This window comes from Azospirillum sp. UENF 111221 (assembly GCF_058780625.1).
This window is the reverse complement of record NZ_JBSNCH010000005.1, coordinates 2314991-2327500: the sequence shown is the minus strand read 5'-3', so window position 1 is coordinate 2327500 and position 12510 is coordinate 2314991. Positions and strand designations below refer to the sequence as shown.

Annotated in this window: 13 protein-coding genes, 1 pseudogene and 1 riboswitch (1 of these 15 running past the window's edge); of the genes and pseudogenes, 6 read left to right on the top strand and 8 right to left on the bottom strand. The window is 70.9% G+C overall.

Annotated elements, in window-relative coordinates; translation table 11 throughout:
• A protein-coding gene (locus ACWPN3_RS25775; RefSeq protein WP_492261819.1) for a 2-hydroxychromene-2-carboxylate isomerase crosses the window boundary here: on the bottom strand, positions 1 to 414 show its 5' portion. It extends 201 nt beyond the left edge of the window; 414 of the gene's 615 nt are visible here — the first part of the coding sequence; its start codon is at positions 412 to 414; the stop codon falls past the left edge of the window.
• 102 nt (positions 415 to 516) lie between these two features.
• The gene (locus ACWPN3_RS25770) at positions 517 to 1230 is read right to left on the bottom strand and encodes a response regulator (protein WP_042696260.1); all 714 of its coding nucleotides are present in this window, start codon (positions 1228 to 1230) and stop codon (positions 517 to 519) included.
• A 251-nt stretch (positions 1231 to 1481) separates the two neighbouring features.
• Between ACWPN3_RS25770 and ACWPN3_RS25765 the strand changes: the two genes are divergently transcribed.
• The 3 genes from ACWPN3_RS25765 (at position 1482) to ACWPN3_RS25755 (ending at position 4261) form a co-directional block, all read left to right on the top strand.
• Positions 1482 to 1691: a hypothetical protein gene (locus tag ACWPN3_RS25765; protein ID WP_492261818.1), complete on the top strand. Its 210-nt coding sequence runs from the start codon at positions 1482 to 1484 to the stop codon at positions 1689 to 1691.
• 23 nt (positions 1692 to 1714) lie between these two features.
• Complete coding sequence (locus tag ACWPN3_RS25760; protein WP_492239972.1) at positions 1715 to 1960, top strand: hypothetical protein; 246 nt, start codon at positions 1715 to 1717, stop codon at positions 1958 to 1960.
• Positions 1961 to 2089: 129 nt separating this feature from the next.
• A complete protein-coding gene (locus ACWPN3_RS25755; RefSeq protein ID WP_492261817.1) occupies positions 2090 to 4261 on the top strand; it encodes a hypothetical protein in 2172 nt (723 codons plus the stop codon).
• Between the two features lie 43 nt (positions 4262 to 4304).
• On the opposite strand, the gene ACWPN3_RS25750 is transcribed toward ACWPN3_RS25755, so the two are convergent.
• From ACWPN3_RS25750 to thiO, 5 genes are all read right to left on the bottom strand, one after another.
• Entirely contained in the window at positions 4305 to 4769 is a 465-nt protein-coding gene (locus ACWPN3_RS25750; protein ID WP_492239969.1) for a hypothetical protein, read from the bottom strand.
• Positions 4770 to 4798: 29 nt separating this feature from the next.
• Positions 4799 to 5242, bottom strand: a complete 444-nt coding sequence (locus ACWPN3_RS25745; protein ID WP_098740586.1) for a PaaI family thioesterase — start codon at positions 5240 to 5242, stop codon at positions 4799 to 4801.
• 168 nt (positions 5243 to 5410) lie between these two features.
• On the bottom strand, positions 5411 to 6211 hold the full coding sequence (locus ACWPN3_RS25740; RefSeq protein ID WP_492239968.1) for a thiazole synthase: 801 nt from the start codon (positions 6209 to 6211) through the stop codon (positions 5411 to 5413).
• A 114-nt stretch (positions 6212 to 6325) separates the two neighbouring features.
• Entirely contained in the window at positions 6326 to 6547 is a 222-nt protein-coding gene (gene thiS, locus ACWPN3_RS25735; RefSeq protein ID WP_492239967.1) for a sulfur carrier protein ThiS, read from the bottom strand.
• Positions 6544 to 7725 carry a glycine oxidase ThiO gene (gene thiO / locus ACWPN3_RS25730; RefSeq protein WP_492239966.1) on the bottom strand — a complete coding sequence of 394 codons (1182 nt, stop codon included), beginning with the start codon at positions 7723 to 7725 and terminating at the stop codon, positions 6544 to 6546. The genes thiS and thiO overlap by 4 nt, the downstream gene beginning before the upstream one ends.
• Positions 7717 to 7816: riboswitch (TPP riboswitch) on the bottom strand. It overlaps the preceding gene by 9 nt.
• 116 nt (positions 7817 to 7932) lie before the next feature.
• Between thiO and ACWPN3_RS25725 the strand changes: the two are divergent.
• Both ACWPN3_RS25725 and ACWPN3_RS25720 read left to right on the top strand, forming a co-directional pair.
• Positions 7933 to 9276 (top strand): annotated as a pseudogene (locus tag ACWPN3_RS25725) (FIST signal transduction protein); the annotation flags it as partial.
• Between the two features lie 496 nt (positions 9277 to 9772).
• A complete protein-coding gene (locus ACWPN3_RS25720; RefSeq protein ID WP_492261900.1) occupies positions 9773 to 10150 on the top strand; it encodes a methyl-accepting chemotaxis protein in 378 nt (125 codons plus the stop codon).
• 33 nt (positions 10151 to 10183) lie between these two features.
• On the opposite strand, the gene ACWPN3_RS25715 is transcribed toward ACWPN3_RS25720, so the two are convergent.
• A complete protein-coding gene (locus tag ACWPN3_RS25715) occupies positions 10184 to 11728 on the bottom strand; it encodes a Y-family DNA polymerase (protein WP_492239964.1) in 1545 nt (514 codons plus the stop codon).
• Between the two features lie 188 nt (positions 11729 to 11916).
• On the opposite strand from ACWPN3_RS25715, the gene ACWPN3_RS25710 reads away from it, so the two are divergent.
• Complete coding sequence (locus ACWPN3_RS25710; RefSeq protein ID WP_492239963.1) at positions 11917 to 12477, top strand: hypothetical protein; 561 nt, start codon at positions 11917 to 11919, stop codon at positions 12475 to 12477.
• The last annotated feature ends 33 nt before the right edge of the window (positions 12478 to 12510 follow it).

Sequence of the window (12510 nt, the reverse complement as noted above, 5' to 3'; positions counted from 1 at the left end):
CAGTGTCTTCGCCGCGATCTCCGCCACCGTGTCGGCCGGGCCGATGTCCTGCCCCTCGCCGAAATGGGCATGATAGATGGCGCGGGCCAGCAGCTTGGCCTGCTCCGGATGCTCGTCGGCCAGCCAGTAGAAGGCGCGCGAGGCGGCGACGCCGTTGGCCGGGGCCGAATTGGGGAAGGTGAAGGGCGCGCCGGTCAGGCGGGCGATGCGTCCGACATCCTGGGTCAGATACTCGCCGCGCAGGGGCTGCTCCAGGTTCGGCTTCATCCCCGTCACCTTGAAGATGGCGCCGAGCAGGACTGGGTGCCAGGTGACGGTGCGGCCGTGCTTCGCCGCCAGCTCGTCGATGCGCAGGCTGGCGAAGTAACCGTAGGGGGAGCCGAAGTCGAAATAGAAATCGATGGGATCAGGCACGCGCGTTTCCTCTCCGACAGGTTTTCAGGAAAGGCTAACGCGGGCGTGGGAAGGCGTCCAGGGTGGCGTCCGGGGGAGCCACGGACAGGGATCGACAGGCCCTCAGACGGTGCGGACCTTGGCGTCGAAGACGTAGCCGGCGCCACGCTCGGTCTTGATGATGCGGGGTTCCTTCGGGTTCGCCTCGATCTTGCGGCGCAGGCGGAGGATCAGCACGTCGATGGAGCGGTCGAACACCTCCGCCCCGTCGACCCGGGTGAGGTCGAGCAGCTGGTCGCGGGTCAGCACCCGCTGCGGCCGCTTGACGAAGGCGGCGAGCAGGCCGAACTCCGCCTTGGTCAGCTCCACCTCGCGCCCCTCCTGGCCGCGCAGGCGCTGGGCGGTGAGGTCGAGTTCCCAGTTGGCGAACTGCACGACGGCGCGCAGTTCTTCCGGGCTGCGGGCCGGGCGGGCGTCGTTGGAGACGCGGCGCAGCACCGCCTTGATGCGGGCCAGCAGTTCGCGCGGGTTGAAGGGCTTGGTCAGGTAATCGTCGGCGCCCAGCTCCAGCCCGACGATGCGGTCGACATCCTGATCCTTGGAGGACAGGATGATGACGGGGATCTGCGATTCGGTGCGGATCTGGCGGACAAGCCCCAGACCGTCGCCGTCGGGAAGCCGCAGGTCGCAGACCACGAGATCGACAGGCTCGCCATCCAGGGCCTGCCGGGCCGATGCGGTATCCTGCGCCGTCGTGACCCGGTACCCTTCTCCCGCCAGATATGAGGCCAAAAGCTCCCGAATCGGCTCGTCGTCGTCGACCGCGAGAATATGCATGCCTGTTACCTCCCCAAACCTTCTTATCTCACGCGCGAGCGCCACGCAATGCGTTACAACCCCGTAACAGCCGCGGCTCTTTCGCCCACCGCGTGAGTTGGTTGAAACCCCCTGCCGCACCAGCGACATAAAAGTACCCTTGCGCGGACATTAACCAGAAACACGTTGCGGTTTAAATCCAGACCATCGAACAGGGACGGTCGCCCGCCAAGGGGCGACGGACCAATGCCGTGATGGGGGACTGCACCGCCATGTCGAACATCGATCATTGCCTGGAACGCCTGGCGCTGCTCGACCGCGCCGACCGCCTGCTGAACGAGGTGCGGGTCTATGGGCAGCATGGCCCGATCCGCGAAACGCTGGCGCAGCACCGGCTGCTGCTGGGGGAGGCAAGGCGCCATCTCGAACTCGGCACGCTCGGTCGGACGGCCGGGCTGACGGGCCGGACGACAGGCCGCTGAAAGATAGAGACAAGGCCACGATCATGTCCGGCTGCACCGTCCCGGCACTGCCGATGCCGCACCAGCGCACCGCACCGCATGCCCCGGCCCACTCCCCGGCTCACCATAGGACCGCGAGGCGCCTGCCCGCCGAGGGCAACCGCCGTCCGGTGGCGGAGCGCTGCAGCCACCACCAGGGCTGCACGCCGAACCCGGTGCAGGTTGCGACCCTTAACGGCGCGCCGCTGTGGCGCACGATGATGGAACGCTGGCTGACAGCAGCGCCCTGACGGCGGCACCCTGACGCTCGGGCCCCACCCTTGCGGCCTTACCTGCCGCCTCCGGCAACGCTCTCCCTAATCCCGCCCGAATTCGCGCTTATGCCGACGGTCGGGAGCAACAGAACCGGAGAGACAATCATGACCCGTGCCATCCTTCTCGCCTCCACCGCCCTGCTGATGGCGGCCCCGGCCGCCTGGGCCGCGGCGGACGGACCAACCGGCGGGCAACTGGCGCTGACGCGGGTTCTGCTGTCCACCGGCGGCGTCGGCTATTTCGAATATGAGGCGACGGTCAGCGGCGATGCCGACCTGTCGCTGGAGGTGCGGCGCGATCAGGTCGACGACGTGCTGAAAAGCATCGTCGTCTATGACGACAAGGGCGGTGTCGGCACCATCGGCCTGCCCGGCGCCGAACCGCTGGACACCGCCTTCCGCGAACTGCCCTTCTCGGCGGGCGACCTCACCTCGCCCGCCGCTCTGCTGAACGCGATGCGCGGGGCGGAGGTAACGTCCGGCGGCTCCCGCCAGCTGACCGGCCGGCTGATGTCGGTGACTGAGGAGACGGTGCGGCTGCCGGGCAGCGACGGCGCCACCGCCACGCGCCACCGGGTGACGCTGATGACCGCTGACGGCCTGCGCCAGCTGGTGCTGGAGGAGGCCGATGCCCTGCGCTTCACCGATCCGGCGGTGCAGGCCCAGATCGACCGGGCGCTGTCGGCGGTGGCGGACAATGCCCGGCGCGAGCGGCGGCAGCTGACCGTGCACAGCCGGGCGCCGCAAGGGGCGCCGCAGGATGGGCAGGCCGCCGGCGAGCGGCGGGTCCGGGTCGGCTATGTCGCGGAGATGCCGCTGTGGAAGGCGACCTACCGGCTCAGCATGACGCAGACCGGGCAGCAACAGAGCGGACAGCCGCAGACCGGGGCGGCGAAGGAGGGCAGCGGCGCCCTGCAGGGCTGGGCGGTGCTGGAGAATCTCAGCGGCGAGGATTGGAAGGGCGTCGATCTGACGGTGGTATCGGGCAATCCGGTCACCCTGCGCCAGGCGCTCTACACCCCCTACTTCGTCGAGCGGCCGGAGGTGCCGGTGGAGGTGCTGGGCCGGGTGCTGCCCACGGCGGACGAGGGCACGGTGACGCTGAACGACGCCCATCCGGCGATGCGGCCGCAGTCCGAACTCTCGCGTGCCGCAGCGCCGCCCGCCGCAGCGATGGCCGCTCCCCCGCCCCCCGCACCGGCCCCGATGGAAGAGCCGCTGGCGAAGGTGGCGCCCTACGGCAGCGCCGCCGGGACACCGGCGATGGCTGCGGTGCGCGGTGCCGATGCCGGTGCCGCGGAAGGCGCCCAGGTGCTGTTCCATTACCCGCAGCCGGTCAGCGTGCCGAACGGCGGGACGCTGATGATGCCGATCGCCGTCCGCAGCCTGCCGGTGGAGCGGGTGGCGCTCTACCAGCCGGGCACCGATGCCCGCCACCCGCTGGCGTCGCTGCGGCTGCGCAACGACGGCGACACCGCCCTGCCGCCGGGTCTGCTGACCTTCTATGACCGGACCGGCGGCGCCGGGATGGAGACCAGCGCCTATGTCGGCGACGCGCGCATGGCGACCCTGCCGGCGGGCGACAGCCGCCTGCTGTCCTTTGCCGTCGACCAGGCGGTGACCATCGACCGCGAGGAGAAGCCGAGCCGCCGGCTGTCCCGCGCCACCCTTGCCGACGGCGTGCTGACCCTGTCGGTCACCGACCGGCAGAGCACCACCTACACGGTGGCGGGCGCCCCGGACGCCGACCGCAGCGTGGTGATCGAGCATCCGCGCCGCCCCGGCTGGGATCTCGCCGAGCCGGCAAACGGCAAGCCGGAGGCGACAGCCGGCGCCTACCGCCTGCCCCTGGCGGTGCCGGCCGGCAAGACGGTGACGCTGACCGCGACGCTGGAACGGCCGCGGCAGGAGCGGATCGTGCTGACCGATCTGAGCGCCGACCAGATCGCCGCCCGCGCCTCCGCCCCCGAACTGCCGCCGGAGGTGCGTCAGGCGCTGACGACGCTGGCCGGCCTGCGGTCGGCCGTGGCCGAGAAGGAGCGCCGCATCGCCGAATTGGAGGACGAGCGGACGGAGCGCATCGCCGACCAGGACCGCCTGCGCGAGAATCTGAAGGCCCTGCCGGCGGGCAGCGACCTGCACAAGCGCACGCTGGCCAAGATGGGAGAGGCGGAGAACCGCCTGGACGGCCTGGCTCGCGACCTGACCACCGCCCGCGCGGAGGCGGAAAAGGCCCGACAGGTGCTGCGCGAACGGGTGAAGGCCCTGGCGATCTGAGAGGAGGGGGGCGGGGGTCCGCCCCCCTTTCGCGCTTTTGTCCTTACAGCGTCGTCGCGCTGCAATAGGCCCAATCCTCGCCCTGCAGGCCGAAGAAGGCGGCGACCGGCTTGCCGCTGGACCGGTCGACGACGACGCGGAAGCGGCTGCCGGTGCAGGTGCCCTGGGCCTGCTTGGCGACCGGGACCTTGACGTGCTTGGACTTCAGGCAGGCTTCCGACATCTTCGGCGGGTTGGCCGGGCCGTCCACCTTCTTGCCGTTCAGCACCATGTAGTAGCTGGTGGCCTGCCCGCCCTTGACGTCGGCCTTCACCTCGATCTTGCCGAAGCGCGACTTGTAGAGGCCGGCATCCTGTTCGCCGTCCGGCGCGCCGCCGGGCAGCGAGCGGAAGGAGATGGCGGCGCAGGAGGGTGGGTCCTTGGCCTCGGCCGGGGCGGCGGCCAGAACGGCGAAACCGCCGGCCAGCAGCAGGGCGGCGGGCACGGACAACAGACGGGCAGACAGCATCGAAAAGCCCTTTCGAACCGGTTGAAACGTCATTTCGGCATCACGCAGAAGGTGGTCTGCTGCATCAGGGCACAGTCCTTCTCGACACCGCCGTCCAGCATCGACACCTCGACCTGGGTGATGACCAGGGTGCGGCCCGGCTTCACCACGCGGGCGCGGGCGATCATGACGTCGCCCTTGGCCGGCGACATCAGGTTGATCTTGAACTCCACCGCCAGCACTTCCGCCCCGGCCGGCATCAGGCTCAGGGCCGCATAGCCGCCGGCATTGTCGGCCAGCGTGCTGACCATGCCGGCATGGAAGAAGCCGTGCTGCTGCGTCAGGTCGGCACGGAAGGGCAGACGCATCTCGCAGAAACCCGGCTCCATCGCCGCCAGTTCGATGCCGAGCGTCTTGCAGATCGGCTGCTGTTCAAAGGACGCGAAACAGCGCGCCTTCCAATCGGGAGTGCGGGGTTCAAAGGTGGCGGGCAAGGCAAGGGTCTCCGGCAGAGGGGTGCCAAGGGGGGAGTGCCAAGGGAGGCGGTGCGCCACAGCCTGCGTCAGCCGCCCCGCAGGATCAAGCGGCCGAACGGAGTGCGCGTCACCTTGCCCACCACCTTGCCCACCCTGGCCGCCCCGGCGGCCTATGACCGACCGCCGTCAGCCGCCGATCAGGCCCATCTGCGGGCTGGACGGTTCGGCATGGGCGCGCATCGGCATGCGGCCGGCCAGATGGGCGGCGCGGCCGGCATTGACCGCGTCGCGCATCGCCGCCGCCATCCGCACCGGATCGCGCGCCTTCGACACCGCGGTGTTCAGCAGGACGGCGGCGCAGCCGAGCTCCATCGCCAGCGCCGCGTCGGACGCGGTGCCGATGCCGGCGTCCAGCACCACCGGCACCGGGCTGCGGGCGCAGATCGTCTCGATGGCGTGCGGGTTGCGGATGCCCATGCCGGACCCGATGAAGGCCCCCAACGGCATCACCGCCGCGGCCCCCAGGTCGGCCAGCTTGCGGCAGGTGACGGGGTCGTCGTTGCAGTAGGGCAGCACGACGAAGCCGTCATTCACCAGCTCCTCGGTCGCACGCAGCAGTTCCTCCACGTCGGGATAGAGCAGGTCGCGGTCGCCGATGACCTCGAGCTTGATCCAGGGGGTGTCCAGGGCCTCGCGCGACAGCTGGGCGGTCAGCACGGCTTCCTTGGCGGTCATGCAGCCGGCGGTGTTGGGCAGCAGCCCGACCGGCCCGGTCGGCCGCCCGGCGGTGGCGCGGGCCAGCACGTCGACGAGGCTTTCCGAATAGCCGTCCAGGCTGATGCGGCGGATCGCCAGCGTGACCAGTTCGCTGCCGCTGGCCGCCAGCGCGTCGAGCATCACCTGCTGGTTCGGATAGCCGGCGGTGCCGAGGAACAGCCGTGAGCCGAGGCAACGCCCGGCGATGGTGAGGGTGTCGGGTTGGGACATGGGGGGAGCCTTTTGATAAGGCCCTCCCGCGCAAGCGGTCCGGGGATACTCCCCCTCTCCCCGGGGGGAGAGGGGATCCTTCCCGGGCTGGTCGCGGGAGAGGGAAATTCAGGGTCAGCCGCCCTGGATCGGGCGGACGATTTCCAGGCTGTCGCCGGGCTGGAGCAGGGTCTCGGGCCAGCGCCGCCGTGGGACCACGGCGCCGTTCAGGGCAACCGCGACGCCCTTCGCGCCCTCGGCGATGCCGCGCCCGGCCAGGAACTCGGCGACGGAGGCGGCGGACAGCGGCTCTTCGCGGCCGTTGACGCGGATGGCTTCACGTGAAACGGCGCTCATGCGGCGGCTCCCGCGGCAACGAAGCGGTCGGCGGCGAAGGGGCGCAGCAGCGGGTCGGTCTCGCCGGTCAGCACCAGGCGGGCGATGCCGTCGGCGGTCACCGGGGTCAGCAGGATGCCGTTGCGGTGGTGGCCGGTGGCGTGGATCAGGCCGGGAATGCCGCTCTCGCCCAGGATCGGCGCATCGTCGCGGCTGCCGGGACGGAAACCCGCCCAGGCTTCCTCGATGGGCAGTTCGGCGATGCCCGGCAGCGCCCGCCACGCCCCCTCCAGCAGGGCGAACTGCCCGCCGGCGGTCAGACGGTCGTCGAAGCCGCGCTCCTCCGTCGTGGCGCCGATCAGCAGCCGGCCGTCCAGCCGCGGGATCAGGTAGGTGCCGGGCGTCCACACCACATGGCGCAGCAGCGGCAGACGGGGGTCCATGCGCAGGCAGACCATCTGCCCCTTCACCGGACGCACCGGCGGCTTCGCGGCGGGCGGCAGCCCAGGCACGCCGGCCGACCACGCCCCGGCGGCCAGCACCACCCGGTCGGCCCGATGCAGCGTTTCGGCAACCCGCACCCCCACGGCGCGGCCGCCCTCCACCGCCAGCGCCACCTCGCCGCATTGCTCGTGCAGGCGGGCGCCGGCAGCCACGGCGGCGCGGCGCAGGGCGGCCGCGACCTTGCGGTTGTCGACCTGATGGTCGCCGGCACAGAACAGGGCGCCGGCGACACCCGGTTGCAGGAAGGGTTCGCGCCGCCGCACCTCGGCCCCGCTCAGCCACTCCACCGGCAATCCAAGATCGCGCTGGAAACCGTGCAGGAAGCGGACCTTCGCGGCATCGTCGGCGGTCAGCGCGATGACCATCGTGCCCTCGCTGCGCAAATCGACGGCCATGCCGCTCGCCGCCTCGAGAGCGCGGGCGAAGTCCGGCCACAGGGCCTGCGACGCGCGGGTCAGCGGCAGCAGCCCCTCCTCGCCCGGCTCGGTTTCGACGCAGGCGGCCAGCATCCCGCCGGCGGCATGGGTGGCGCCGCGCCCGGCCTCCCCCCGCTCGAAGACATCGACCCGGCAGCCGGCCGACGCCAGCCTCCAGGCGATGGCGAGGCCGATGCAGCCGGCGCCGACGATGGCAATGGAGGGACGGAGTCCGGATTCAGAAACGGAAAAAGAATGTGATTCTGGCGCATGGATCATGCGGCGGCTCCCTTCGCTGGAATTACCCAGACAGGTTCGATGGGTGTGTTCTCAGCCGCGCGACCACCGCACGGCACCCCAGGCCTATGGATTGCCTTATGCCAATCTTCCGCTGGCCCCACAAGCGGAATCGACCGTTGCCCGGCTTCGCCACCCAAGGCCGCCGTATCAGCCCACAGCTTCAGCCCGGCCTGAACCTGACGATGGATGCGGCGACAGGCCGCAGCCGGATACGGAGTTCCCCCGACAGGAAACGCTACCAATCGGCAGCTAGATTGTCGGCAAAATGAGCCATACCCGGGCACTCACAGCCGCAAACGGGCACCGCCGGTGCGCGGAATGAACAACGAAGACGACCGAGGATTCGCCAGCATGCTGTCTTTCTTCCGCTCGGACTCTCCGACCGCCCCCGTTTCCGGCACCCCGGCTGGCGGGCCCGAAGCGGCAGCGCACGCCGCCGGACCGGCGGAACAGCCGATCCGCAGCCTGTGCCTGCCGGCGGAGCGGATCGGTGCCGCGGCGCTGGAGGGGCTGACTTTCGCCGCCGGGGCACCGGCGCTGGTCGTCGGCTTCGTGTCGCCGCATGTCGATTTCGCCGCCACCGCGCGGGCGGTCCGCTCCGCCCTGCCGGCGGCGACCCAGCTGGTGCTGGTCTCCAGTGCGGGCGAGCTGTGCGCGGCCGAGGGCCAGCCGCTCTACCGCAAGGCCGGCGACCGCTGGGACAGCGTGGTGCTGCAATCCTTCAGCCCACGCCTGCTCGCCGGGGTCAGCATCCAGTCGGTCCCGCTGCATTGCGACGACCTGCGCGGCGGCCGGCCGACCCGCGACGTGCCGGCCAGGGTGGAGGCGATCCGCGGCGAACTCGACCGCATCCGCGTCCCCTTCCCGGTCGACAGCCATGACACGGTGGCGCTGACCTTCATCGACGGGCTGTCGGCCAGCGAAAGCTGGTTCATGGAGGCGGTCTACCGCTCCGGCCATTTCCCCTGCCTGTTCATCGGCGGCTCGGCCGGCGGCAAGCTCGACTTCCGCAACACCCATCTGTTCGACGGCCAGCGCGTGCTGGAGAACGCGGCGGTGACGGTCTTCCTGAAGATGGCACCCGGCATCCGCTACGGCATCTTCAAGTCGCAGAATTTCCGGCCGACCCAGACCCGCTTCGCCGTGGTCGACGCCGACCCGATGCGCCGCATCGTGCGCAGCGTGATCGACCGCGACGGCTTCGAGGTCGTCGGCTTCATCGACGCGCTCGCCAAATCCCTGCGCTGCAAGCCGCAGGAGCTGCCGGGCAAGCTGGCCAAGAACACCTTTGCCATCGAGATGGAGGGGGAGCTGTTCGTCCGCTCCATCTCCGGCTTCGATTTCGAGAAGGGGGAGGTCGCCTTCTACTGCGACGTCAATCCCGGCGATTCGCTGTGCCTGGTGGAGGCGACCGATTTCGTCCGCCAGACCGAGGACGACCTCTCGGCCTATCTGCGCGGCAAGCCGCGTCCCCTCGGCGCCATCCTGAACGACTGCATCCTGCGCCGGCTGAACAACCCCGACCAGCTGTCGCGCGTCCATGCCTTCGACGGGCTGGCCGCCGCCGGCTTCTCCACCTTCGGCGAGCTGCTGGGCATCAACATCAACCAGACCCTGTCCGCACTGATGTTCTTCGAGGTGCCGCCCGGCGCCGCGTTCAGCGACGACATGGTCGACCGGTTCGCGGTGCATTACGCCCGGTTCCAGAGCTATTTCATCGCCACCCGCTACAACCGGCTGGAGCTGCTGAGCCGCATCCGCAACAGCGTGATCGAACGGATGCACAGCTATCTCGACGCGCTGGTGACGCTGACTGGCGGCGTGCAGGAGACCGCCAGCTATGCCGCGCGCATCGGCGGCTCGATGTCGGCGATCGAGGCGACGCTGAACCGCCACGCCACCCTGTTCGACGGCCACGCCGACCGCAAGGAGGCGCTGGTCCGCGAATTCAACCAGCTGTCCACCGTGGTGAAGAGCATCGAGAAGGTGCTGGCGGTGATCGACGGCATCGCCAGCCAGAACCAACCTGCTGGCGCTGAACGCCACCATCGAGGCCGCCCGCGCCGGCGAGGCGGGCAAGGGCTTCGCCGTGGTGGCGGCCGAAGTGCGCAAGCTGGCCAACGACACCAAGCAGACGCTGGCCGACACCCGCCGCGCCATCGACCAGGTGGTGACCTCCGTCCGCTCCGTCGGCGGCCAGCTCGACGACACCAGCGCCCGCATGGACGAAGCCGCCACCGCCTCGCAGGAGTTGCAGACCGACATCCATGCGGTGATCGACGAGGTGGAGGGCGCCCAGAAGGCCATCGAAGACCGCCTGTCCGACATGAACGACCATGCCCGGCGCATGGAGGACATCAACCGCTACATCGCCTTCCTGAAGCAGCTCGACCGGGCGGGGTGAGCGGGCGGGGTGAGCGGGCGGCGTCCCGGCGCCTCACCCCAAGAACCCGTGCAGGAACCAACGCGGGGGCTCGTCGGGCCGGTACAGGCCGGCGCGGAACAGCCAGAAGCGCCGGCCGCCGTCATCCTCGACCCGGTAGTAGTCGCGCACCGCCAGCCCCAGCGATCCTTGCCCGCGCCACCATTCGCATTCGATCCGCTCCGGCCCCTCGGCCCGGCGCACACGGTGTGGCACGCCGCGCCAGACGAACAGCAGCGGCGGGTCGTCGGGCAGCGGGGCGGTGGCCTCCACCGGCTCGGGCGGGGTCAGCAGGCGCAAGGGGCGCACCTGCCCGGCCGGCCAAGGCTTCGGCGCCGGCAGGCGCTCCATCGGCGGATGCGGCGCCACGCAGCGCTCCGGCAGCCAGCTTTCCCGCGGCACCAGCCGCAGCACCGCCCGTTCCCCCAGCCGCAGCGCCAGCCGGTCGACCAGCTCGGCCAACTTGTCGTCATTGCCTTCCTCACCGCCCTCCTCCCCGTCGATTGCGGTCTGGACGGCGGACAGCGGTCCCGTCTCCGTCGCCGACAGCACCAGGGTTTCCAGCCCCGGCCCCGGCTCGATCCGTTCCAGCAGAGGGGCGAACAGCCGGGCAAGCGCCGCCGGGTCGCGCGCCGGGCGGCTGGTGCCGAGCGTCAGGCTCTGCGGGTCGTCGTCCACCCGCTGGTCGGTGCGGTGGGCGTCCAGCCGCAGCCGGCGCGCCCCCTGCCCTGCCGCCTCCAGCCCCTTGCATAGCCTCCCCAGCAGATGGCGCAGCGCCCCGGCAATCGATTCGGGCGTGGCGATCGGCTCGGCGAAGGTCAGGCGCTCGCGATGGTCCGGCACCGGCCGGCGCGGGGAGATCGGCTCGTCCAGCCGGCCGAAGGCCTGATCGTACCGTTGCATCAACCTGGCTCCGAACCGCGCCGCCAGCCCCGCCCGCGGCATGGCATGCAGGTCGCCGATCCGGCGCAGGCCCAGCGCGTGCAGCCCCTCCACAATCTCCGCCGGCAGCCGCAGGGCGGCGAGCGGCAGACCATCCAACGCCTCGCGACGCCGCTGCTCCGGACTGCCGAACCGCACCAGCCCCCAGGCGGCGGCCGGGGTGTCGGCGATGGCGGCGCGGGCGGCGAAACCGGCGGCGCGCAGCCGGCCGGTGAGGTCGGCGGCCAGCGCCGGCTCGCCCTCAAAGAGATGGGCGCAGCCGGTGATGTCGATCACCACCCCGTCCGGCTCGTCCGCCGCGGTCCAGGGGCTGTAGCGCCGCGCCCAGTCGGCGATGCGGCCGAGCAGGGCCGCATCGGCCTCCGGCGTCGCCTCCGCCACCTCCAGCGCCGGTTCCAGCGCACGGGCATCGCTGAGGGTATGGCCGGGAGCGATGCCCAGCATCGCCGCCGCCCGGTTGACCGCGACCACCACCCGCCGCTGGCGCTCCGTCCGCAGCAGGACGAAGGGGCGTGCGCGCAACTCCGGCGGCATGAGCCGTTCCCGCGCGTCGGTCGGCAGGCGCGGCAGCCACAAAGCGAGGATGCGGCGCTTGGGTCTCTCCGCCCGGCGGAACAATCCCCTCTCCCCCCGATCCTCTCCCCGGGGGGAGAGGGGGACAAGGGCGGGTGGGGAGGGGGATGCGTCATAAGAAACCCGACAATCAGGAACAAACAAAGAACATCTTAGCGCCGGCTTGGCTGCAAGGGGAGTCCCTCCTTTGGGGTCATCTTGCCGAAACGATCAGCAATGCCGACATTCCATCAATGACCCCACCTCTCCCATCGCTCGCCATTCGACTGACGCCGCTCCTTCTCCTGCTGGCGACAAGCGCCTGCGCGCCGACGGACCTGCGCGACGACAATCCCGGCCGCGCCCAGGCCTTTCCACCCGTCTACAACCAGACGGTCGTTCCCGGCGGGGGCGAGCGAAGAACCTGGAGCCAGATCCAGGCGGAGCAGTCGCGGACCGGCTCCAGGTCCGCCGCCACGGCACAGTCCCGCAAAACCAGCGACAGCCAGAGCGACGACCGGCAGATGCGCCGCGACCCGGACGGCACCGACCAGCCGCCGCCGAAACGCCGCCGCGGCAGTTCGTCGCCGCCGCCCGACCCGGCCGCCCTGCCCCAGCCGCCGCGCCCGATCCCGGTGCCGCCCCCGCCCTCGTCCCAGAGCGCCACCGACGCCTTCAAGCGCGACCTGATCAGGCCGGAGGTCGACCGCATGCGGACCGACGACGCCATGGGCCGGCTCGACCCGCTGGGCCAGCGCGACCTGATGCGGCGCGAGAACGACCTGCGCCAGTTCGGCGACCCGCTGGCACGGTAGCGGCCACCCTGCGCGCCCCGGCAGCGCCGGTCC